The organism is Streptomyces sp. NPDC002742 (assembly GCF_042888885.1).
Taxonomy (GTDB): Bacteria; Actinomycetota; Actinomycetes; order Streptomycetales; family Streptomycetaceae; genus Streptomyces.
The window spans coordinates 40,560-62,103 of record NZ_JBIAQF010000029.1; the positions used below are offsets into that span (position 1 = coordinate 40,560).

Annotated in this window: 17 protein-coding genes and 2 pseudogenes; 7 read left to right on the forward strand and 12 right to left on the reverse strand. The window is 68.5% G+C overall.

Annotated elements, in window-relative coordinates; all coding sequences use genetic code 11:
- Positions 1-216: 216 nt before the first annotated feature.
- The gene (locus ACFYW8_RS36565) at positions 217-480 is read right to left on the reverse strand and encodes a hypothetical protein (protein WP_389088941.1); all 264 of its coding nucleotides are present in this window, start codon (positions 478-480) and stop codon (positions 217-219) included.
- A gap of 67 nt (positions 481-547) precedes the next feature.
- Between ACFYW8_RS36565 and ACFYW8_RS36570 the strand changes: the two genes are divergently transcribed.
- A complete protein-coding gene (locus tag ACFYW8_RS36570; protein ID WP_389088944.1) occupies positions 548-730 on the forward strand; it encodes a hypothetical protein in 183 nt (60 codons plus the stop codon).
- On the opposite strand, the gene ACFYW8_RS36575 is transcribed toward ACFYW8_RS36570, so the two are convergent.
- The 4 genes from ACFYW8_RS36575 to ACFYW8_RS36590 form a co-directional block, all read right to left on the reverse strand.
- Positions 711-1,445 carry a DUF6193 family natural product biosynthesis protein gene (locus ACFYW8_RS36575; protein WP_389088947.1) on the reverse strand — a complete coding sequence of 245 codons (735 nt, stop codon included), beginning with the start codon at positions 1,443-1,445 and terminating at the stop codon, positions 711-713. The two genes, ACFYW8_RS36570 and ACFYW8_RS36575, sit on opposite strands and share 20 nt — an antisense overlap.
- Before the next feature lie 535 nt (positions 1,446-1,980).
- On the reverse strand, positions 1,981-2,202 hold the full coding sequence (locus tag ACFYW8_RS36580) for a hypothetical protein (protein WP_365874963.1): 222 nt from the start codon (positions 2,200-2,202) through the stop codon (positions 1,981-1,983).
- 872 nt (positions 2,203-3,074) lie between these two features.
- A complete protein-coding gene (locus ACFYW8_RS36585) occupies positions 3,075-3,200 on the reverse strand; it encodes a hypothetical protein (RefSeq protein WP_389088952.1) in 126 nt (41 codons plus the stop codon).
- Between the two features lie 299 nt (positions 3,201-3,499).
- A complete protein-coding gene (locus ACFYW8_RS36590; RefSeq protein WP_365874960.1) occupies positions 3,500-3,688 on the reverse strand; it encodes a hypothetical protein in 189 nt (62 codons plus the stop codon).
- Positions 3,689-4,295: 607 nt separating this feature from the next.
- Here ACFYW8_RS36590 and ACFYW8_RS36595 point away from each other — a divergent pair.
- The 4 genes and pseudogenes from ACFYW8_RS36595 to ACFYW8_RS36610 all read left to right on the forward strand — a co-directional run.
- Entirely contained in the window at positions 4,296-5,000 is a 705-nt protein-coding gene (locus ACFYW8_RS36595; protein ID WP_389088956.1) for an SMI1/KNR4 family protein, read from the forward strand.
- A 93-nt stretch (positions 5,001-5,093) separates the two neighbouring features.
- Positions 5,094-5,388 (forward strand): annotated as a pseudogene (locus tag ACFYW8_RS36600) (IS701 family transposase); the annotation flags it as partial.
- A 212-nt stretch (positions 5,389-5,600) separates the two neighbouring features.
- Positions 5,601-6,392, forward strand: coding sequence for a DsbA family protein (locus ACFYW8_RS36605; RefSeq protein WP_389088959.1), 792 nt, complete (start codon positions 5,601-5,603; stop codon positions 6,390-6,392).
- A gap of 165 nt (positions 6,393-6,557) precedes the next feature.
- A pseudogene (locus ACFYW8_RS36610) lies at positions 6,558-6,750 on the forward strand (aminoglycoside phosphotransferase family protein); the annotation flags it as partial.
- A 281-nt stretch (positions 6,751-7,031) separates the two neighbouring features.
- Here ACFYW8_RS36610 and ACFYW8_RS36615 read toward each other — a convergent pair.
- Positions 7,032-7,631 carry a hypothetical protein gene (locus tag ACFYW8_RS36615; protein WP_389088962.1) on the reverse strand — a complete coding sequence of 200 codons (600 nt, stop codon included), beginning with the start codon at positions 7,629-7,631 and terminating at the stop codon, positions 7,032-7,034.
- A 184-nt stretch (positions 7,632-7,815) separates the two neighbouring features.
- On the opposite strand from ACFYW8_RS36615, the gene ACFYW8_RS36620 reads away from it, so the two are divergent.
- Positions 7,816-8,457: a hypothetical protein gene (locus ACFYW8_RS36620; protein WP_365880488.1), complete on the forward strand. Its 642-nt coding sequence runs from the start codon at positions 7,816-7,818 to the stop codon at positions 8,455-8,457.
- A gap of 184 nt (positions 8,458-8,641) precedes the next feature.
- Here the strand turns inward: ACFYW8_RS36620 and ACFYW8_RS36625 are convergent, their stop codons facing one another.
- The 3 genes from ACFYW8_RS36625 to ACFYW8_RS36635 all read right to left on the reverse strand — a co-directional run bounded on the left by ACFYW8_RS36625 (position 8,642) and on the right by ACFYW8_RS36635 (position 12,077).
- Positions 8,642-9,442, reverse strand: coding sequence for an IS5 family transposase (locus ACFYW8_RS36625; RefSeq protein ID WP_389089127.1), 801 nt, complete (start codon positions 9,440-9,442; stop codon positions 8,642-8,644).
- 1,241 nt (positions 9,443-10,683) lie between these two features.
- Positions 10,684-11,211 (reverse strand): hypothetical protein, encoded by a 528-nt coding sequence (locus ACFYW8_RS36630; RefSeq protein WP_389088967.1) that lies wholly within the window; start codon positions 11,209-11,211, stop codon positions 10,684-10,686.
- Positions 11,212-11,663: 452 nt separating this feature from the next.
- Positions 11,664-12,077 (reverse strand): hypothetical protein, encoded by a 414-nt coding sequence (locus ACFYW8_RS36635; protein WP_389088971.1) that lies wholly within the window; start codon positions 12,075-12,077, stop codon positions 11,664-11,666.
- Between the two features lie 45 nt (positions 12,078-12,122).
- On the opposite strand from ACFYW8_RS36635, the gene ACFYW8_RS36640 reads away from it, so the two are divergent.
- Positions 12,123-12,407 (forward strand): hypothetical protein, encoded by a 285-nt coding sequence (locus tag ACFYW8_RS36640; RefSeq protein WP_389088974.1) that lies wholly within the window; start codon positions 12,123-12,125, stop codon positions 12,405-12,407.
- Here ACFYW8_RS36640 and ACFYW8_RS36645 read toward each other — a convergent pair.
- Genes ACFYW8_RS36645 through ACFYW8_RS36655 form a run of 3 tightly spaced genes read right to left on the reverse strand, consistent with a single transcriptional unit; the run spans position 12,391 to position 21,540 of the window.
- The gene (locus ACFYW8_RS36645; RefSeq protein ID WP_389088977.1) at positions 12,391-13,617 is read right to left on the reverse strand and encodes a methyltransferase domain-containing protein; all 1,227 of its coding nucleotides are present in this window, start codon (positions 13,615-13,617) and stop codon (positions 12,391-12,393) included. The two genes, ACFYW8_RS36640 and ACFYW8_RS36645, sit on opposite strands and share 17 nt — an antisense overlap.
- Positions 13,618-13,619: 2 nt before the next feature.
- Complete coding sequence (locus tag ACFYW8_RS36650; RefSeq protein WP_389088980.1) at positions 13,620-19,586, reverse strand: amino acid adenylation domain-containing protein; 5,967 nt, start codon at positions 19,584-19,586, stop codon at positions 13,620-13,622.
- Positions 19,579-21,540: a condensation domain-containing protein gene (locus ACFYW8_RS36655; protein ID WP_389088983.1), complete on the reverse strand. Its 1,962-nt coding sequence runs from the start codon at positions 21,538-21,540 to the stop codon at positions 19,579-19,581. Before ACFYW8_RS36655 ends, ACFYW8_RS36650 begins: the two co-directional genes overlap by 8 nt.
- Between the last annotated feature and the right edge of the window lie 4 nt (positions 21,541-21,544).

The following is a 21,544-nucleotide window of genomic DNA, read 5'->3' on the forward strand; positions in this document are numbered from 1 at the left end:
ACTCGGAAGCCTCGGGCACTCCCGTGTGCCCGGACACTCCGGCCACATACTGCAGGGAAGTTGAGCCAGAACCCGTTGTCGTGAACAGAGCCACTTGTAGCTACAACTCAGAGGGCTGTTCGCAAGGTAATGACTACGCACCTACGGGATCTTGATGCTGCATCGCCGCCTCGTCCGTGACTACGCGGGCCGTCCGGCCAGCTCCGAGTCGCGGGTCTACTGGGCGATGACCGATGTGATAGCCCGTCGGCTCACCGGTACCAGCACCCCGAGCTGGCGCGACGCATGACCGGGACGGAGGTGCTGGGACAGCCGCTGGACAAGATAGCGGCACGCGAGCAGGCCGTCGCAGCCGAGGCCGAACAGGTCCGCACGCACATCGACGAACTGGCCGGCCGACTGGGCGAACTGGACCAGGAGGCGGAGCATCTGCGGATCACGCGGAAGACGGTGCCCGCCCTCGCGCATGATGGCCGCCACGAGCCCCCGACCCCCGTAGTGCCGGAGCATCCGGCACTACCAGCAGATCCTGACCGCGTTCGCCGAGATGCGGCAGCCGATGCGGGCCCGCGACCTGTGCCAAGCCCTGGACCTGGACCCGGACCTGGACCTGGACCTGGACATCATCCCGAAGAACATCGAGAGCACGCCGCACAAGCTCAAGCGACTCGTCGACCGCGGCATCCTGTCCGAGGCCGAGCCCGGCCTGTTCAGTCCGCCCCCGGCGTGACGGCGACAAAGTCGGAGGGCAGATGACGCAGGGTCATCGACACGGCCTCCTCCGCTGTCGTGGCCTCGGCGAGGACCTCTCCCATGTAGTGGGTGCTGAGGGTGTAGGGCTTCTGCCGATACGCATCCAGGCACAGCGGGACGATAGTGAGGCGCGGGCGAGTGCTGGTGGAGAATCGCAGCGTCCAGTGGCTGGTGAACGGGTAGAGCCCCCGCAGCGTCGGTTCGGAGTATGCGGCCTCGATGAGTGCGCGGTATTCCGGCCAGTCCATCTGGTCGGCCTCTGCGCGCAGGTGCTGCCACTCGGACTCGGCCAGTCGCTCCGGATCGTTGTCGGGTACCTCGAAGCGCCCGGTGAGGTGCACGAACGGCGCGGCACAGCGGATCTCGGCCAGCTCTACCCCGTCGCACCAGGCCTGCGCGGCACGAGCGACCTGAGCGAGGTCCTGCGTGTTGCCTTCTACGAGCGCCATGTCCTGGAACGGCTCGCAGCCGCGAATCGACCAACGGCGTTCGACCGCCCAGGCACTGATAGCCAGGACCGTCCGATGCGGAACCATGCTCGCGACCGAGGCATGAAGCAGCGGATTGGATTCGGAGGCCTCGAACGAAACGGCGAGGCCGTCCTCGTCCGCTGCGGCCTGGAGTGCCGCAGCGAGGCTGCCTTCAGTTGCGATGTCGGGATATAGGACGGCTGGATCACGGGAGGCGGCCATGAAGGAAGATTGTGCCGCAGTCTCGACCCGTGACGCAGTTCGGTTCCGAGTGCCGCTGTGGCACCAGTACACACCGCGGCGACCCCTCACTCTCGGCGAGGAGAGCCCGCTTGTTGCCAACGGCCGTCCGTAGCCTGCCATCCTCGCTCTCGACCAGGCTGGCCTACCCAATCCCAGCCTCGAAACGGACAATCACTCGCGAACAGCCCTCGGAAGGCCAGGATCGGCACCGGGAACTTCCTGTTCGGCGACCGAACTTCGACGTACCCCCGGCCACGGGAGCGCAGGTCGTTGAAGCGGCCTGCCAGATCCTTCACCTCTGAACGTCTCTCAACCGGAGAGAACAGTCCCGATTCCGGCGACGTCGCCGCCCACACCACGCTCGTCCAGCCCCGCTTCCCCACACAGGTCAGCGCCCACGATCCAGGGCCACGCTCCCACGCTCCACCACGACACGACTACTGGGACTGGGTCGCACGATCGTGTCACGAGCTCAATGCGGAGCTTCAGTGTTCTCCGTGCAGCGCTCTGGGGTTTACGCCTTGGCTGGGGCGCTACCGGGCTCCTTTACGAGGCGATCGCCGACCGCGATCGACTTCCACAGCCCGCGGTCAATGCGCACTTTGAGGAAGTAGCCGTCCGCACGCCTCACCTTGACGAAGTGGTACATGTTCGCGCCGTCGAGCATGCCCCGCGACTTGTCCTCAACAATGCCTTCCCAGGCGTCGTCCGGTCCTGGTTTGTGAGATTTGAACATGCCGCAAGCCTACGGAAGCCAACGAGCGTGGTGCAGTGTCAAGAGGCACAAATACTGCAGTACATGTGTCACACGAGGGAGCCTCACAAATGTCCTGAGCAGCGCAACGACGACGGCGCTCTTCGGCAGGCCCAGGCGGACCCCTGGACCGTCAATCTCGCCGCAGCCCGCGTCCCACACCCGCAAAGGCCACCTCCACACCCGCAGCGTCTAGCCAACAGCGGATCCGACGATCAAGCATGTCGCCCTGGCGCTGAATGAGATCAACGAGGACCACGACGGCGCCGGCCATGAGACCGAAGAGCGCGATGGGTTGTGCCTGTACGCCAATCAGGCCTTGAGGGCACACGGCATCGATGTGACCGCTCAGGCATCGAGGCGGGGCATCAACCGCACCGAGATCACGGTGACTGGCGGGACTGGTAGCCGCCGACGTGCTGCAACGAAGTACAGCATCCCAACAATCGCCAGCACCCGACAGCGGCCCTCAGAACCCTCCCAACACCCCCTGCATGACCTCCCCCCCATCTCCACAGAGCTAGGGATCAGAAGGTCACGCTCACAGCGGTCCCGCGCCACAGCCGCACCAGAACGAGCAGGGAACCAGGGGAAACCACAGTTCCTCCACGGGCACCGAAGCGGCCCGTGATTCCCTCGTTTCACCGGGTAAATAACCAAGTCAGCCGGTGATGATCACAGCTTCCCAAACTGAGATTCCGGCCAGTACAAGGACAACGGACTCCCCCGCCTCGGCCAGGTCGCCGCGATCTCAATGACCTCCCGGCCAGTTCGGGACGAAGGCGACACCCGTCCGCAGCCTGGCAGATTCGGCGGTGCGGGCCGAGCCTCGCGCGGCCCGCACCGGATGACGCCTATCGGCAACCGAACGGGCGTTCCTGGACTCGCACTCCGATGATGATCAGGATGACGCAGATGACAGCCTGCACCGGGTGCTGGCTCACTGGCGGGATCAAGGACAGCATGATGGTGTAGTACATGCGGGACCTCCCTTTGGGGAGTCGGTGACAGGCCCTGCTGACTTCGACCGGACGCAGGGCCTGTCCTGACACCGACCAGATTCCGGCGTCACTGCCTCTCTGTCACGTGGACCACGAAGCCAACTACAGAGCGGTAGAGGAAAACTACGATCCGAGATTCAGGGCAATCGGTGAACAATCCGGCATAAGTTGTGAATCTGAGTGCTATTTGTGAGCCTCAATATACCCACCGCGATAAACATGCCAACCAGGTTGGCCAACACGGTTGGCTCGCCTACCGAGTAACCTGATCCGCGCGTTCACGCATCACGGTTCATCTTTCGCAGGGTCTCGCGGCTCCAACCAGACATACGCGCCAGTTCGCTCTGCCGGATGCCGGCCGCCGCGGCATCCCGCACCGATGTCCTGAGGGCCTCTGTCGCCCGGTCCAGGCGCCGCTGCGCCTCCAGACGTCGGCCGACCTCTCGTCGTACCCGGTGCTCCAGCACGCTCCGCAATGTGAATACGGCGGGACGCGTACCGGATCTCTGAGGTGTGACGAGAACCCGCAGCTCCTGGGACTGCGGACTGACCAGGGAAGTCACGGTCTCCTGGTGCTGCTCCAGGTATAGGTCAAGGGCCTGAACGGCAGCGTCCGCCGACTGCCGTCCGTAGACCCAGTCCGGACTGAGCCTCTGCGATTGCCACGCCTCAACTCCACGCCTCTGAACATCGATCGTGTACGCCGGCGACTGTTGACGCACCCCGTCCATCCCCACCCCCAGTTGACTGACCCTCAGCATTCGTGCGACGACTCGACTGACAGCATTCTGCGGCAGGCGATCCACGACGTGCCGAGCATCCGCAGGACTGGGTGACGGCATGCCACCCCCGTGTCAGGTCACGCGGGGAATTCGGGCGTCACCCTGACGGGCCGTGACCCGAGGCATCCGCGGGCGCGGACCGCGCTGGCCGACGGCGCCCGCCACCAGCTCGACCTGATCGGGTAGTACTACGGGGGAAGATCGTGATCTTCGTAGCCGGGCTGCCGTGACGGCTGCGAGGCGCCGGGGCCAAGCCGACGCCGTAGTCGGTTGACCGGTTATCTTGCCGGGCATGCATGCAGTGAACTGGGACGAGGCGCGGGATCGGACCGTCGCTCTGTACGCGCGGCTTGGCATGGGTCTCGGCAGACCAGGTCTCCCGGAAGTCCTGAGCGAGACGCAGGTGCGCCAGGCGGAGGAACAGTTCGGCGTGGAGTTCCCCGAAGACTACCGCCAGTACCTGCTGCATGTCAGCGCGGGCGGGCGGGTACGGAAGCTGCAGTTCAACGGCTCACGGTGGGATTGGGACGGCGCCCGGCCTGAGGACCACGACAGGCTTCATGTCCCCTTTCCCGACCATGACAGCGCCCTGGCGGAGAGTGAGGACGCGTGGGACAGGCAGCCGAAGAGGGAGGACCACATCTCCGATGCGGCCTACGAAACTGCTCATAACGCGTGGCAGGAGACGGCGTACGCGATCGAAGCCGCTCGGGCCACCGGGGCCGTCTTTCTCAACGACGACGGCTGCGGCTTCTACACGCTTCTCGTGGTCAGCGGACCCATGCGAGGAACCATGTGGTTCGACGGGCGTGCGACGTGCGATCGCCTGAACCCGCTGCTCAACGATGACCGGCAAGCCGCGACATTCGCGGAGTGGTACCTGGACTGGCTCGCCCACGAGGAGTCGCTGACGACGCCCGAACAGCGTCGTACGGCTTTCCAGAGTTGGCACGTGGGCGTAGGCAGGCCCATCTGGTTCCGCTGGTTCGACTCGTAGAGTCCATCATCGGTGTGCGAAGACTGACGATCTCGCGGTGGCCGCGGGTGCCGGCGCAGACCCTGCCCGTCGGCAGGAGGGCATTTCGAGGGCCTGACGAGACGGATCGCAGGTCGGTTCCCGCGTGTTGAACCCCGCCGTCGCGTCCGGCAGTTGGTGCTCGGTCTACTGTCGGACCTCCCGCCGAAGAACCGCTGGACGATCGCGGAGTGGGCCGGGGACACCACCCCGGACGGCATGCAGCACCTGCTGGGCCGGGCCGAGCGGAACGCCGACGCCGCCCAACGCCCAGGTCGCGGCCTACCTCGTCTACGCAGGAGAGCGGGGACACGCGGCGGTGGACCGGGAACTCTACGTCCCACTTCGTGACCGGCCTCGCGCATGCGGGCACGAAACGAGCTGAGGTCGCGAGGTCGGCGCGGATCCACCCCGTTACTGAGTTTTCCGGGCGTGATGTCCTACAGAACATCCTCTGGACGGCTAACGATTCCCACCGGAACACACCAGAAACCGGTGGCACCAGGTGAACAGGACGAAGAACCCCACGGCCACGGTCCTACAGCAGATGGCTTACCCTCCCCTTCCAGGACCACAGGGGGCATGATGCGCTTGAAGCGTGCAGGTAGACAACTGACGGCAGCCGTGTTGACAGGCGTTCTCGGGGCGGCCGTGGTGAGCTGCGGGCCTCGGCACCACCCGGTCGCCCAGGCCGGCGGCGGGCAACAAACAGCGGGCAAGGTCAGCGACGGGCAACAAAGCCCCGCCAAGGCCGATTACCCGGGGTTGGCTGCCGTGCCTGAGCAGGTGCAACCGGACGGCACAAGTATTTTGGTGGGCGACCCCGAGGCTCAGGTGACCGTGCACCTATACGAAGACCCACGCTGCCCGTACTGCAAGGAATTCGAGACTTCGGGCGGCGGCCCGGTCCTGACCAAATGGGTCCTGCGGCGCAAGGTAAAGGTCGAGTACACGATGGCGTCGTTCCTGGACCCACGGCTGGGAGGAAACGGTTCGAAGAAGGCGGTCAACGCGCTGCGCGCGGCGGTGGAGACGGGGAAGTTCGCCGAATACCACGCCGTCCTCTACCAGAACCAGCCTTCCGAGGAGGTCGACGGCTTCACCGACGCACGCCTGCTGCAACTGGCGAGCAAGGTGAAGGGGTTGCGGAGCCCGTCCTTCGACACTGCCGTGAAGTCCATGAAATACCGGGACTTCGTGGATTCCACCGAGAAGGTGTTCGCTGCCGCTGGGCATTACAACGGGCACGCCGGGCCGGGCACACCTACTGCCGAAGTGGACGGGTACCGGATCCCAGTCGAGTACAGCGGGCTCCTCTACAAGGCGGACCTCTTCGAGAAGTACATGGCAAGGGTGATCGGTGCGGCGACCTGAGGGGCGATCTGCCGGGGGCTCAGGACTCCTAACAAAAGTGCTGGGCTTGGCCTTGTCAGCGGTCGGTGCCGTGCACGAGGCCGCCGGGCAGCGGGATGCAGTCAGCCGCGCAATCGCACGCGATAAACCCGGCGACGTCGACGGTCATCCGGGATATCGGTCGCCATGGAGGAGGTCAAGGTCGTAGGCGCCCATTCCGAGCGCGCAACCCTGCCCGTCGGCGACGTGTTCCTGAAAGTGGACGCCGATCAGGCACGCATCGACGTCCAGGTCGAGGCGATGACTTTGGCGCCGGTCCCGACCCCCGGAAGTCCTGTGGCACAAGTCGCCCGTGCTCGCGATCGCCGCGGCCCCGGGGTGTGATTGAGCGAGGTGGTTGGCACTTGGGCGCGACATCTGTCACTCCTGCGGCGCCTACAACGTGCGCAGTGAGCTGTGAGCTGTGAGACGACAGTTGGCGCTTTGTCACGAGGACTGAGACCGCCGTGGGTGACAGAAAGCTCGAAAAGTCGGCGTATTTTAGGCCGGTCGTCACGACAGCGAGCGGGACCGGATCAACCGAGACGACGCCGACCATCCACACTCCCGCGACCAGCGGGTGAGATTGCCGGCGCCCCGGCGCCGCTCAGTCACAGCCCCCTATGGCTGAGTGGGTCCGGCTGACGGGACGCGTTGTCGGCGCAGGAGCAGCCCTGCGGGCCGCCACAGGGCGAAGGCCAGGCCGAGGCCGAGCGGGATCTGCAGGAACTGCTGGATCACCGGGGGCCCGGGCTTGTCCCCCCGCCTGAGCGGGGCAATGCCCTGCGGATCGACGGTCACCGTGTAAGTGCCGCCTACCACCCACTTCCAGCCCATGAGCCCGTTCTCCTCGATCGGAGCCAGTGGTGGGCCGTCGAGGACGGTGACCGTGTAGAGGTGGGCGCTGTCACCCATGCCGTCGCCGGCGGACCACTGAATCTGTCGGACCCTGACGTGTTCGGTACGCCCGTGCTGGTGCAGTACCTGCTGATCCAGCTCCTTGTTCTGCAGGAACAGCACCCCGAGGAGGCACACCGCACACAGCAGCCACCGGATGTCCAAGTACCAGCACGCGCCAAAGAACACGCAGCCGAGGAGGATCACCAGCGCGCACAGCACGTCGATCCACCGGGCGTGCGCGACGACGGCTGTGCGCACGATCGCCCACAGCGCCAACGCTGCGCCGGTGCTCGCGGCGCCCACCAGCACCCGCCAAGCCACGCCTGTCCGCCCTGTGCCTGCTTCCTCCGCGCTCACCCTCACCCCTGCTCTCGACGAAACCGCCGGCCTGATGGTGCACGCGTTCAATGTATGGATCGTTCAACGATCCTTCAATAGGATGGTTCAACATTGAGTCGTCTGCTTCGCGGACGCGGAACCGCAACCAACCGAAGGGCTGCAGGAGATGAGCTGGTATCAGTTCGAACAGGTCGACGACCTCGGGCAGATCCTGTTCTGCGACGACCCCGCGCTGCAGCTCGAGTGCGTGCTGGGGGGCCTGGAGACCGCGGAAGGCACAATCACCATCGATCCCGCACAGACACCCCGCATGCCCACTGCCCTCTTCGAGTTCAGGCATGCCGTGGGCGTGGGCTACTTCGGGTACGTCGTGCCGAAGGGAGCCTCGCTCGACGAGATACCCGAGGAACCGCAGCTCGAAGGCGCCATCCTGTTCGGCATGAGGCGCCTACCGCCCGAGGTCTTCTGCGACCTGCCCTCGATCCCCGGATGGGAGCTGCACGAGATACCCGATGAACAGCCAAAACTGGAGGAGTGCTACGGATACACCTACTCCCGGCTGGAACTGCGGACGCCCGACGGTGAGATCTACTCCCGGACCTGGGTCCCGCACGACCCCGAGTGGGAGGCCGCCGCCCTGCGTCACGGCTACGTCGTGTGCCTGTGCGGCGTGGAACTGGGGATCCGCGCACCGTACGCGATGACCGACGCCCAGCACACCCCGGTCATGCGCTACGAGTCCTTCCGCCGCGGATGCGCGCTGGGCCTGACCGTCGGCGGGCTCGTCGCCTACGTCGACCACCGCTGACTCGAAACACCTAGCCGGCACGCTTCGAGTACGAACTGGGCCGCGACGCGGCGTGCGAGCGGGCCCGGCGGACGATGTGAGGTCGACGTACCGAAATCCCGGCTGTGAGGCTGTGCGGGCTCGACTGCTACGAGTGCGTTCTGACGCATCGAGCAGGCCGTCTCCTCAAGCACATCGCCTGCCCTCACTCCCAGCAAAGTGCGGTGCGCAGTCGTCGCCAGCAGATGACGGCGCAGCCGAGGGTGACGAACGCGTGGTGGATGTCATCGCGGATCTCCCAGCGGGTACGCAGGCGCCGGAACCAGTGCAGCAGCGCGATCGCCCCTTCCACGACCCAGCGGTAGACGCCCAGGCCGGAGCCGTGCCCGACGCCGCGCCGGGCGATGTGCGGGGTGATCTGGAACCGGCGAACCTTGTCCAGGTAGACCTCGTGGTCATAGCCACGGTCGGCGTAGAGGTGCTTGGGGCGGCGCAGTGGCCGGCCGCGGTTGCCGCGGATCGGCGGGACGGCCTGGATCAGCGGGATCAGTTGGGTGACGTCGTTGCGGTTGCCGCCGGTGGTGATCGTCGCGAGCGGGATGCCGTGCGCATCGACGATCAGGTGGTGCTTGCTGCCGGTCTTGCCCCGGTCCACCGGGGACGGACCGGTAGCCGGCCCGCCCTTCATCGCGCGGATGTGGCTGGAGTCGACCGCAGCCCGGGAGAAGTCCAGCAGGTCTGCGGCCCGCAGCTCGCAGAGCAGCAGCTCGTGCAGGCGCTGCCAGACCCCGGCCTCATTCCAGTCCCGCAGCCGTCGCCAGCAGGTCATCCCCGAGCCGAAACCCAGCTCCTGGGGCAGAAACTCCCAGCGGATCCCGGTGTACAGCACGAACAGGATCCCGCACAGCACCTTGCGACTATCCAGACGCTTACGACCTGGACGCCGCGGATTGCGCGGGACGACCGGCAGTAGCGGCTCGATGCGCGCCCACAACTCGTCTTCGATCTCCCAGGGCCTGGCAGCGGTCTTCCGGGTCTCGACTGGCTCGCACCCCCTTCGGTCAGCATCAACGAAAACTGACACGCCGTCATTCCCGGAGATCCACAAGCCGCCTTTTGTTATGAGTCGTTAGTGTCCCAGCAGATCATGACCCAGTCGGCCGTGCCCTTTCCTCACCGCCATGCTCGGTAGCCTCCGCGGAGCCGAAGCCGCCCTGCGATTCCGCGCCCTCGTCTCCAACGGTGGTCTTGACACCTACTGGCGCGCTCCACACTGGCGTGTTCGAGATGGCCCAGGCTCCCTGACAACTCCTGCCGCTGGAGCTGGGGTTCGGCTCGGGGCAGACCTGCTGGCGCCAGCTGGGCCGGTGGCGGAAAGGGAGTCTTCGACCGACTGCACCGGTCCTGCTCGCACAGCTGAACGCGCCGGCGAACTCGCCTGTCACGTGCATGCGTGGACCGCTCTCACCTCCCCGCGGAAAAAAAGGGGGGTGCGGCGCCCATCATCACCAGCGTCGATGTCTTTCCCGTACCGGCACCTGCCACCAAGGCAAGATCATGGCCGGCAGCAAAGCTGTCTCGTGCTGCCGCCTGTTCCTCGGTCGCCTTCACTGCCACCGCGTCGTCCCTTTCCGCAAGCCTTCACTCCGTCTGCCAGTCGGCCTCGGCCGGACCGGCTTTCGGCTGGTGAGCAGCATGACAGCGTGCACTGACACCTTGTCAGCGTGCTGGGAACAGAGGTTTGGAGTTTCGAATAGGTGACCGGAAAGTACGGTGTCTTCGGCCTCGCCATACGCATTCCCGGTTGCCTGCGTCGAACGGAGATACCCGTGCCCAGTGGCATCACCATCGGTGCGACCCGCTACCCCACCAAGGAAGCCGTCCGGAACGTCTGCCGCGGCATCGTCCAGCGATACGGCGTAGGGGGGGTGCCCGTCGCAGGTGAGGCGACGTGGTCGTTCCTGAACCGGGTGGCCGCCGCCTTCGGGCTGCAGGCTGCCGATCTGACCCCCTGGTGGCGCTGGGCGAACCCCGTCCCCCGCCACCACGAGGAACGCCCGGACCCGACGTACCAGCCGACCGCGCCCCGGACCGGGATGGGGATGGGCGGGGGTGGGCGGGGGTGGGCGCTGTGGCGCCATCGCCGGAGTTGTCGCCCGCACCATCCGAAGGTAATTGGCTTAGAAAAGTCGCGATCACCCGAGGAGCATCCTGCCGCCCGCAGCATGGGCTTCGTACGGCCAGCAGTCAGCGGGGCGCCTTGAAGTGCAGGTAGTTCTTCTTCACCTCTTCGAAGTGGCTGCGAAGGTCCGACTCCGTCAGCTTGGACTCATACCGATCTCCGTCGCTCGTGTAGAACTTCTCCTCTCCCACTTCGTAGTAGGTGTCCTCGCCGGCGGGTACATCGCGGTACTCGGTGTAGTACAGGCACTTCCCCGCGGCATCGCCGTACCGGGAAGAGAGAATCTCTCCCTCTGATCCCCAGCCGGTTGCAAGGACTCGCTTGTCCTCGCCCAGGAGCTTGCGCTTGCCGGCGCTCTCCTTGGGACGACATACGCCGTGGCCTTCGTCCGTGAACAGCGCTGTGCCTGCGACGACGTAGGTGCGGGCCACGAACGGCGACCTGTCGACCCACGGCTCCCACGTGAAGAGCACCGCCCCGGCAATAGCAAGGACCAGGCCCCCTGCAGCGATCAACGTGATGCGCCGCCTGCGCTGCACGATCACGTCGGCTCCGGAGGCCTTCACAAGGGATATAGGCGCGAGCTGTGGCATGGCCGAATCATGCACCCAATTGATCAACGAGCAGCCGAAGTTCTCGCAACCCGTGCAGCGGGACCAGGCACTATTGCCGCCCAGGACACACAGGTCCGGGGCTTGCTGTGTCAGCGCTCGCGGGGCACGTGACTGTGCGAGTGAATGCTGAACTGGCAGGCGCGCAGGCCTGGGTGTCCGCAGATCGCCGCGCGCGGGCCTGCTCCGTGAGTTCGGTCGCCGCCGCTCCTGCTCCCCGAACCCCCGTGCCCCGCACGCACGCACGCCGCGCGCTACTCCCCCGCAGACCGCGCCCGGATCTCCGCTGGCGAGCGAAACCCTGACCCCCTGCGCTCGGCAGCCCTGACCACCAGCCCAGCCCTTCGATAAGCAGCCCACTCGTCATTTGCCCGGCCCTTCCTCGCGAACACTGGCTCCACGGAGATCAAACCGGCATGTGACTGCTCGAGCCGTCAGCCGGCCTGTGACTTGAACCGCCATACGGCGTGCTCCAGCCCGCCGGGTTCGTGCCCGAGAAGCGCGGCGGCCTCTTCGTAAGCGGCGCGCAGCTCTTCGTATCGCAGATTCGCGACACCGGCATCCGCCGCGAAGGAACGCAGGTGTACGTCTACTGCAACCTGCGACCGGCCGACGAGGTTACCGATGTAGTCGACACTCTTCGGACCGACTCCTTTCACCGTGCGCAGGGCGGCACGATGGTCCTGGTGGTCGAGCCAGGCATGGAGGTCGTCCCGGGTATCGACGGCTCGGGCGACCAGCAATCCGGTGATGGCGTGGGCCGTCGCGACTCTGCTTTGGGCGTTGAAATTCATAGCGTCGGCTAGGTCTTCCGTGGCGATCCGTGCCTGAAAGCCCTGCTCGACCACCCACCGCTTCGGCTGACAGGGCACTCGTGGCCATCGAGTCGCCCGATGGACGCGTCCGTCTCGGCCCGCGACGCCCTCGAACTGCCGCCAGAGCACCGGGAGCACGAGGCAGCGCGGGCGAGAGTCTCCGACGCATACGACGCGATGCTCGCGGCCCACTCCTCACACTTCCACCTGACCACCTGGGCCATGAGCGGGGATTCCATCACGGCGATGAAGCTCGCCACCGCCTGCCGGCGCGAGGGCATCGCCATACGCAGCGTCCGTTTCCTCACGGCGGACACCCTCGCGGACGCGCTCCCCCGGCCGGAGGTCAACGTCGCGCGCTGAGCAGGAACATCTGGCCCGCGATCGTCGGATCCTGTGCCGCGCGGTCCCGGTCGAGCTCCGCGAGCCTGGCCAGGTGGTCCGCGTCCGTCCCTGCCGCGCCGGCCCCCGTGACCTGCCAGTCGGGGAACGTACAGAAAGGCGTGGTGCGCACATCCCCGAAGCCCGCCGCGGCGCACTCGGCGCGCAGGTCCTCCGGGTCGCTCAACCGGCCCCGCAGCTGGGCCATTTCCGTCGGGGAGTAGAAGGACAGGAACGTCTGGAAGCGGCAAGCGGGGTCCCATGCGCTCACGACAAGGAGCCCGCCGGGCCGCAGCGTCCGGAACGACTCGGCGAGGAAGCGCTCGCGCTGGGCCCCGGACAGGTGGTTGACCGTCCCCATCATGCAGGTGACGAGGTCGAAGGAGCCGTCCCTGAACGGCATCTCCGTGCCGTCCGCGACAGCGAAGCGGCGCGCCCACTGATCGTCCACGCAGACACGGATTCCGGCGTCGCTGAGATCGATGCCGTACGACCGCACCCCGTACCGGTCGAGGACCTGCGGGTAGCGCAAGGTGCCGCTGCCGACGTCGAGCGAGGTGGCGACGGCGGAGACATCCCCGATGGCCGTGAGCAACTGGACCAGTTCAAGGCGCTTCTTGGCGCTGTCGTGCAGTCCGGTGTGGTCGAACTGGACGTAGAACAGCGCGTCGTAGGCGGCGATCCGCGAGTCGGAGTTCCCGAGCAGACCGCGTGCTTCCAGGTCCCTGACGAGGACGGAGGGAGAATGGGGAGAATCCTGCCGGACTGTATCCGGTGCGGTCGACGGCGAGTCGGCTCGCGTCCGGCAGTACTCATGGTGCTTCCAGGCGTCCTGGTACGTCGCGTCCCAGGCGAGCAGCGTCTCGAAGCGATCGGCCGCCTCGGCATACCTGCCCTGCTCCTGCAACGCCCGCGCACTCTCGTACAGCAGACGCTTGTCGTCATCTCCGGGACCGCTCAGTGCCGCCTGCTGAAAGACAATGGCCGCGGCCGATTCCGCCCCGATGCGCTGGAAGCACTCACCGGTCAAGTACAGGGCCGCGGCGCGAAGTGGAGCGTTCTGGGCAGCGGCCTGGAGCTTGCCGATCGCCGCGCGGTGCTGGCCCGCGTCGACCAGCGCCCGTCCGGCGTCGAACGCGGCCCTGGCATCATCGAGCAGCTCCAGAGGCTCGTCCTCTGTCGGCGTCTTCATCATCAGGCGGGCCCCGTCCCCAGGTCATCGGGCAGTTCGGCCAGGTCGGCAGGATCGGTCAGATCCTTGAGGGCGTGTGCGAAGTCGTCGAGCAGCTTGGTGACGGTCGACTCCTCGAAGAGTTCGGTGCTGTACTCCAGGAACCCGGTGATCTCGCCGTCCACGTCGGACGGGCTGACTCCGTCCCGCACGTCCTGGCTCTCCTGGAGGATCAGCGCCACGTCGGACCTGGTGGTGTCGAGACCGGCGGGGACGGGTTCGATGTGCAGTCCCGGAAGCTCGACGCCGGACCGTCCCGGCGTGTTGTTCAGCACCAGCTTGGTCTGGAAGAGCGGGCTGTGGCGGCGGCTGCGGGGCGGATTGAGGGCCTGAACGACCCTTTCGAAGGGCACGTCCTGGTGGCTGAGCGCTTCGAGCACCGTGCCGTGGACCCGCGCGAGGAGCTCCCGCCGGGTCGGCCCTCCGGACAGGTCGACGCGGAGCGTCAGTTGGTTGACGAAGAAGCCGAGCATCTCCTGTGTCTCGGCGGCGGTGCGGCCCGCGACATCGGTGCCGACGGTCACCTCCCGCTCGCCCGTGTGGGCGCACAGGGCCACGCCGAGCGCGGTGAGCAGCACGGCGAACGGAGTGACACCGGACGTCCGGCACAGCCGCCGGATCTCCCCCACGGTCTGCGCCGGGATGGAGACCGGGAGCAGCCGGCCGCTGCCGGTGGGCCGGGCGGGCCATGGGTGGTCCGTGGACAGGAGGGGCAGCTCGACGATACCGGCCAGCTTGCTCTTCCAGTACGCCAGTTGGTCGTCCAGGTGGCCCTCGTCGAGCAGCCGCCGCTGCCATACGGCGTAGTCGGCGTACTGGACCGACGGCGCGGCGAGGTCGGGCTCACGCCCCGCCGCGAACGCCTCGTAGAACGCGGCGAAGTCGGCGTTGAAGAGTCCCAACGACCAGCCGTCGTGGACAATGTGATGCAGCGACAGGAGCAGCGTGTGGTCCTGCGGGTCGAGGCGCACCAGGTGGGCGCGGAGGACCGGTCCCTCGGCCAGGTCGAAGGGGCGGCGGTACTCCTCCCGCACCATGCGGGCCAGTTCCGCTTCCCGGTCCGCCTGCGGCAGGCCGGTGAGGTCGACCAGTGGGAGCGGCACCGGCTGCGGCGGCCGGATCTCCTGCCCGGGCACTCCGTCGGGCGCGGTGATCAGGGTCCGCAGGACCTCGTGCCGGGCGACGAGGGCGTCGAGCGTCCGGGACAGCGCCCCGATGTCGAGCGGGCCGCGGATCCGGTCGAAGACCGGCACGTTGTAGCGGGGGTCTCCCGGGTTCAACTGGTCCATGAACCAGAGGCGTTCCTGCGCGTACGAGGCGGGAAGCGCCCCTGCGCGGGGCACGGCGGTCAGCTGCGGCGGGGCGTCGGCCGCAGGCTCCCGCAGCGTGTCGACGCAGGCGGCGAGCTCGGCGAGGGTCCGGTGGTTGAACGGGGCACGCGCGGGCAGGGCGACGTTCAGGCGCTTGCGCAGGCGGAAGACGACCTGGAGGGTGAGCAGCGAGTGCCCGCCGAGCCCGAAGAAGTCGTCGTCGGGCGTGACGTCACCGCAGTCGAGCAGCTCGCGCCAGATGTCGGCGACGATCTGCTCGGTCCCGGTGAGTTCCCGGGCGGCCATGCCCCGGACGGCGCGCTCAACGACCGCGGGGTCCGCCGCGAGCCGGCGCAGCTGGGTGCGGTCCGCCTTGCCGTTCGACGTGAGCGGTAGCTCGGACAGCGGGACGTAGTGGGTGGGAAGGACCGGTTCGGGGAGCCAGCGGCGTACGTGGGCGTCGATCTCCGGAATGATCATTGCGCAGGCCCGGCGCCAGTGCGGGTCGTTGGTGTGCCGCCGTCCGTCGAAGACCTCGGCTTCCCGGCCTGTGGCGACGGCCGGGAGCGCGGACGGCTCGGCTGCCGCGTCGCGGCGCGTCAGGATCACGTCGTACGCGCCGTCGGCCCGCCCGTCCCGCCAGCTCAGCTCCACCTCGTACGCGCACTGCTCCGCAAGCTCCCACCAGTCCTCCGGCGCGTGACCTCGCGAGGTCAAGGCGCCGGCTCGCGCCCGGAGTTCACCCACGGAGGAGGAAGGCGCCCGCTGCTCGATGAGGTCGCGCAGGCTCAGTGCGGCGGACAGCCGGGCGTTGGGCACACCGGTGAGGCGCAGCCGCTCGGGGCGCTCCCGTTGGACGAGGCGCAGGAGCTCGTCCGGCGCGAGAGGTGATGCGGCCCAGTCGAGCACCGTGCCGGAGGGCTCAGATGCGGCCGTCTTGGGGCCGACGGCGAGGACGACGTCGTACCGATAGTGGGTGAGCTCGTTGTCGTCGCGGCCGCGCTTGGGCTCCACGCGGACCTGCGCCACCCGGGGCCAGCGCGCCGCGAGTTCCTCGAACAGGGCGGGATCGATGCACAGTTCGGGATCCAGGTCGCTCTGGCGGCGGATCTTGGAGCGGAGTTCGGCGATGCGCATGTTCACCGGGGCCCGGTGCGCCTGGACAGACGTGTGGAACAGGTCCAGCAGCGGCAGGCTGCGCAGATCGCCGAGGAAAACATGGCCGCCGTCGGGCACCGCGTCGACGGCCTGCCGGAGCACGTCGAGGAGGTAGCCGGCCGAAGGGAAGTACTGGACGACGGAGTTGAGCACCACCGTGTCGGGCGCCGGTTCCGTCGCCTGCGGGGTGATGCTTCGGTGCGCGGGAGCCGTGCGGACATCGACCCGTCCCGGCGGGAGGTCCATGGCGTCCACGGTGCTCCGCACGTAGGCGACGGCGGGGGCGGAGATGTCGGTGGCCCGGTAACTCCGGCAATCGGCGGCCAGGTTGAGCAGGATCATGCCGGTGCCGCTGCCGATCTCCAGGACGTCGCACGGCCGCAGGGCACTGATGCGGCCGAGCGTGTCGTCCAGCCAGGAGCGCATCTGTCCCTCGTCCAAGGGCCGGCCTGTGTAACTGCTCAGCCAGCCCGCGAGGTTGAAGGATGCTTCGTCCCGGCCCGTCGGCAGATCGCCGTACGTGGTCTCGTAGAGCCGACGCCACTCCTCGACGCGGTCTCCGTCCCAGTTCCTCTCGCTCCGGGAGCCGTCGCGCAGGCGGACGAAGGCGACGATCCGCTCATCGCCCGGTGCGCGGCTCACCACCTCGACGGCGCATTCGTGGACCTCGGGATGGCTGCGCACCGCGGCCTCGACCTCGGCGGGTTCGAGCCGGTGGCCCCGCACCTTGACCTGCTCATCCCTGCGGCCCAGGTATTCCAGGTCGCCGCCGGGCAGCAGCCGGACCAGGTCCCCCGTCCGGTAGAGGCGGGCGCCCGGGACGGTGCTGAAGGGGTCGGGCACGAAGCGGTCGGCGGTGAGCGCCGGACGCCGCCAGTAGCCCTGGCCGACTCCGGCACCGCCGACGCAGGCCTCGCCCGGCACGCCGACCGGCACCGGGCGCAGCGCCTCGTCCAGGACGTGTACGCGAACGTTGGCGATCGGCCGCCCGATCGGCACCCGGCCCGCGCCGCCTTCCGGTGGCGCGCTGCCCGCCTCGTACGCGGTGCAGGCCACGGCAGTCTCGGTGGGCCCGTATTCGTTGATGATCCGGGCCCCGGGTGTGCCGGCGCGGAGCGCCGACAGGGCGTCGTCGTGCAGACCCTCGCCGCCGAGGATGACGGTCCGGGCAGGCAGGGCGAGCGGGGCGCCGTCGGCGTGCTGTTCGAGGAGCCTCAGGTGCGAGGGCGTCAGTTTGACGAAGCTCAGGTCGGCGGCGTCGGCAAGGAGGTCGCGCAAGGTCACGTCCGGGGCGTCGGCGGCGGTCGCTGCCGGGAGCACCACGCGCTGCCCGGCAAGCAGGGGCGCGAAGATGCTCGTCACGGTCAGGTCGAAGGCGAGCGACGAGTGCACGGGCACGCCCGTCCCCATGGACGCGGAGTAGTGATCCCTGGCCCACAGCAGGTAGTTGACGACGTTGCGGTGGGTGAGGAGCGCCGCCTTGGGGCGGCCGGTGGAGCCCGAGGTGAACATGAGGTAGATCAGGTCGTCCGCCGTCACACGGACGTCCGGGGCGGTCGCGGGCCGCCGGGCGACCGCGTCGGCCTCGGCGGTGAGCCCGAGGACTCGGGCGTCGCCGGGTTCCACTTCCACCGGCAGGCCGTCGTCCACCACCAGGACGGTGGCCTCGCTGTCGGCGAGCATGGCGTTCGTCCGGGACGGTGGGTGCGTGCGGTCGAGCGGCACGTAGGCGGCGCCGGTCTTGAGGATCGCGAGCAGCGCGGTCACGGTACGGGGCCCGTGACCCATCAGGACGGCCACCACGGTGCCGGGCCGCGCTCCGGCGTCCCGCAGATGGTGGGCGAGCCGGTTCGCCGCGCCGTCGAGTTCCCCGTACGTCATCGAGTGGCCCGGCGCGCGTACAGCGACCGCGTCGGGCGTGCGGGAGGCCTGGGCCGCCACCAGTTCGTGCAGGGGCGTCTCGCAGGTCTCGGTGCCGGTGTCGTTCCACTCGGTCACGATCCGCCGCAGTTCGCGCGCGGAGAGCACGGGCAGGGCGGACAGGCGCCGGTCGGCGTCGGCGGTGACGGCCCGGAGCAGTTCGCCGAGGGAGTCGCAGATGCGGGCGACGGTGGTGGTGTCGAAGAGGTCGGTGGCGTAGTCGACCAGACAGTCGAGGCCTTCGTCGGTCTCCAGGATGTTGAAGTCGAGGTCGAAGCGCGATGACTCGGCCGCCGTGTCGAGCAGCTCCACCGTCAGGCCGGAAGGGTGCCCGGTCACGGCCGGCGTGTTGTGCAGGGTGAAATTCACCTGGTAGAGCGGGTTGCGCGCGAGGTCGCGCTCGGGGAACAGGCGCTGGGCGATCAGGTCCACCGATGCGTCCTGGTGGTCGTGCGCCGCCAGGCAGGTGCTGCGTACGCGGGCCAGTTGCTCGGCGAAGCTCGGGTCGCCGTCAAGGCGCACCCTGAAGAGCACCGAGTTGGCGAAGAAGCCCACCAGGCCGTGCAGTTCGCTCTGCCGCCGGTTGGCGACGGCGCCGCCGATGAGCATGTCGGCCTGCCCGCTGTAGCGGTACAGGACGGTGGCGAGCGCGGCGAGCAGCGTCATGTGGAGCGTGGTCCCGTGGCGTACGCCCAGCTCGTACAGGGCCTCGGTCAGCTCCGCGTCCAGCACGAAATGGTAGGTGGCGCCCCGGTGGCTCTGCACGGGCGGGCGCGGCCGGTCCGTGGGCAGGTCGAGGCGGTCGGGGGCGCCGCTGAGGTGCGTTTCCCAGTAGGCCAGCTGCCGCCGGGCCTCCGTGCCGTCCTCGCAGACCGCCTGCCAGCGGGCGTAGCCGCCGAACTGGACCGGCAGGGGCGGCAGCGCACTGGGCAGGCCGAGCGAGAACTCCTCGTACAGAGCGGTCAGTTCGCGGCCGAGGACGGCGAGCGACCAGCCGTCCACGATGATGTGGTGGAAGACCGCGACGAGCACCGACTCGTCGGCGGTCAACCGCAGCAGCCGGAACCGCACGGGCGGCGTGTCCGCGAGGTTGAAGGGGATGCCGTGTTCGGCCGCGATGAGCCGGTCCGCCTCGGCGGCGCGCCGGGCCGGCGGGAGTCCCCGCAGGTCGACGACGGTCAGCTCGACCCGCGCGGCGGCCCGGACGCGCTGCACGGGGACGCCGTCGACCGTGGGGAACACGGTGCGCAGGATCTCATGCCGGGCGGTGATCTCGTCCAGGCAGCGGCGCAGCAGGGCGGGGTCGAGCCGCCCGGTGAGCCGGAAGGGGTTCACGCTGGTGTAGGCGGAACTGTCCGGCTGCAGCGCGCCGAGGAAGAGGATGCGGCGCTGCGCCGACGACACCGGTGCGTCGCCGTCGGCGGGTCCGACGAACAGGCTCAGCGGCGGGGTGATGCCGCGTTCGCCCAGCTGCCGGAGCAGTTGTGCGCGCTGCTTGGCGGTGAGGTTCTGGATCCGCTCGGCGAGATCGGCTTCAGGCATGGTCCTCCTGTCGCTCCAGGGCGTCCACGAGCGCGCTCAGTTCATCGGCTTCCGTGCTGCCGCCGGGCCGGGTGCCGTCCGGCGAGGCGGCGGCGATCGCCTCGGCGAGGCCCGCGGGGGTGGGGCCGCGGAAGAAGGCCTCCAGGGTCACATCGGCGCCGTAGCGCTCCTGGACCCGGGTGATGAGCACCGTCGCGAGCAGCGAATGGCCGCCGTGCTGGAAGAAGTTGTCGTGCCGTCCGATGCCGGTGCGGCCGAGGAACTCCTCCCACAGGGCGGCGAGTTCACGCTCCATGGGGCCGTCGGGTGCGGAGTGGGCGAGCGGCTCGGTTTCGGGTTCGGGTTCGGGAGCAGCCTCCTGTGAGGGCGCGGCGACCAAGCGTCCGCTCCCGTCCGACTGCACGGCGACGCCGGTCGGCCGTGCGGGGGCGTCGGGCCCGTCGCGGCGGACGAGTTCACCGACCGATCCGCGTGGCGCGGGGTGGCCGTAGGCGTCGTGGACGGTCAGCACGGCGTCGGCGGGCAGGTCCGCGAGGGCGGTCGAGCGGCGCAGCTCGTCCGGGAGGGCGTCCGGTGCGTACGGGTGTTCCTCGGCCAGGGGGATGTCCCGCACGGCGCGGTCGGGCCGCTCGGCCAGCTCCCGCAGCGCCCGCTGCCAGGCCTCGCCCAGGGCGGCGACGGTGTCCTCGTCCCACAGCTCGGTCGCGTAGTCCAGGGTCGCCGACAGCCGTCCCGCCGTGTTCGTGACGGTGCACACCAGGTCGAAGGTGGTGACGGTGGTGGCCGCGTCGCGCATCCGGATGCGCAGCCCCGGCACGGACAGCTCGTCGTCCGCCTCGACGATCATCTGGAACACGATCTGGAACAGCGGGTTCTGGTTGGCGCGGCGGGCCCCGCCGTGCGCGGCCACCAGCCGCTCGAAGGGCAGTTCCTGATGCTCGTACGCGTCATGGCAGGTCTCTGCGGTGGCACGCAGCACGTCGCGCAGCGTGTGGTCGTCGCGGACCAGGGTGCGCAGCACGACCATGTTCACGAAGGAGCCGATCACGTTCTGGGTCTCGGAGCGGGCCCGCCCGGACGTGGTGCCGCCCACGGTGAGGTCGGCCCGGCCGCTGTGGCGGTGCAGCGCGACATAGAAGCCGGCGAGCAGGGCCATGAACAGGCTCGCGTCCTCCTCGCGGCCCAGGGTCTTCAGCCGTGCCGTGAGGCGGTCGTCGAGCGGTACGGAGAGTTCGCGGCTTCGGTAGGAGAGCTGTTCGGGGCGCGGACGCCCGGTGGGCAGCGGCAGTTCGGGCAGTGCGTGGATGCGTTCGCGCCAGTGGTCGAGGAGCCGGTCGTGGCCGCCGCTCGCCTCGGCGCGCTGCTGCCAGGCGGCGAAATCCGCATACTGCAGGCGTGGTTCGGGCAGACCGTGCGGGGATTCGGTGACGTGGGCGCGGTACAGCGCGGAGAGTTCGCGCAGGAAGAGGTCGAGGGACCAGGCGTCGGCCACGATGTGATGGAGCGTCACCAGGAGGACGGAGCGCTGGTCGGTGAGGCGGATCAGCGTGGTCCGAAGGAGGGGCACGCGCCGCAGGTCGAAGGGTTCGGCGGCCTCCTGCCTGGCCAGCCCTGCGACCAGGCCCTGCTCGTCGACCGACGTGTTCCGCCCGAGCAGGGAGCGCAGGTCGATGATGCGCAGGGCGGGCTCGTGGTCGGTGACGATCTGGCTCAGCCGGCCGTCGAGGACGCGGAAGCAGGTGCGCAGGCTCTCGTGGCGGCGCACGCAGCCCCGGACGGCCGCGTCCAGGGCCGCCGGGTCGAGGACGCCGGTCAGGTCGAGGACACGGGCGACCGTGAACACACTTGTCTGATCGGCCAGTTCATCCAAGAAGTACATCCGCGACTGGGCGTACGACGCGTCGCTCACCAGGGCTGAACCGGTCGGTCCCGTCGGTCCCGTCGGTGCCGTCACGCCG

What these genes read in the sequence shown, in the direction of transcription:
- ACFYW8_RS36580 (WP_365874963.1), bottom strand. Translation starts at nt 2,202, where the DNA reads ATGTTCAAATCTCACAAACCAGGACCGGACGACGCCTGGGAAGGCATT.
- ACFYW8_RS36575 (WP_389088947.1), bottom strand. Translation starts at nt 1,445, where the DNA reads ATGGCCGCCTCCCGTGATCCAGCCGTCCTATATCCCGACATCGCAACT.
- ACFYW8_RS36640 (WP_389088974.1), top strand. Translation starts at nt 12,123, where the DNA reads ATGGACGCGTCCGTCTCGGCCCGCGACGCCCTCGAACTGCCGCCAGAG.
- ACFYW8_RS36570 (WP_389088944.1), top strand. Translation starts at nt 548, where the DNA reads ATGCGGCAGCCGATGCGGGCCCGCGACCTGTGCCAAGCCCTGGACCTG.
- ACFYW8_RS36605 (WP_389088959.1), top strand. Translation starts at nt 5,601, where the DNA reads ATGATGCGCTTGAAGCGTGCAGGTAGACAACTGACGGCAGCCGTGTTG.
- ACFYW8_RS36595 (WP_389088956.1), top strand. Translation starts at nt 4,296, where the DNA reads ATGCATGCAGTGAACTGGGACGAGGCGCGGGATCGGACCGTCGCTCTG.
- ACFYW8_RS36585 (WP_389088952.1), bottom strand. Translation starts at nt 3,200, where the DNA reads ATGTACTACACCATCATGCTGTCCTTGATCCCGCCAGTGAGCCAGCAC.
- ACFYW8_RS36620 (WP_365880488.1), top strand. Translation starts at nt 7,816, where the DNA reads ATGAGCTGGTATCAGTTCGAACAGGTCGACGACCTCGGGCAGATCCTG.
- ACFYW8_RS36630 (WP_389088967.1), bottom strand. Translation starts at nt 11,211, where the DNA reads ATGCCACAGCTCGCGCCTATATCCCTTGTGAAGGCCTCCGGAGCCGAC.
- ACFYW8_RS36645 (WP_389088977.1), bottom strand. Translation starts at nt 13,617, where the DNA reads ATGAAGACGCCGACAGAGGACGAGCCTCTGGAGCTGCTCGATGATGCC.
- ACFYW8_RS36650 (WP_389088980.1), bottom strand. Translation starts at nt 19,586, where the DNA reads ATGCCTGAAGCCGATCTCGCCGAGCGGATCCAGAACCTCACCGCCAAG.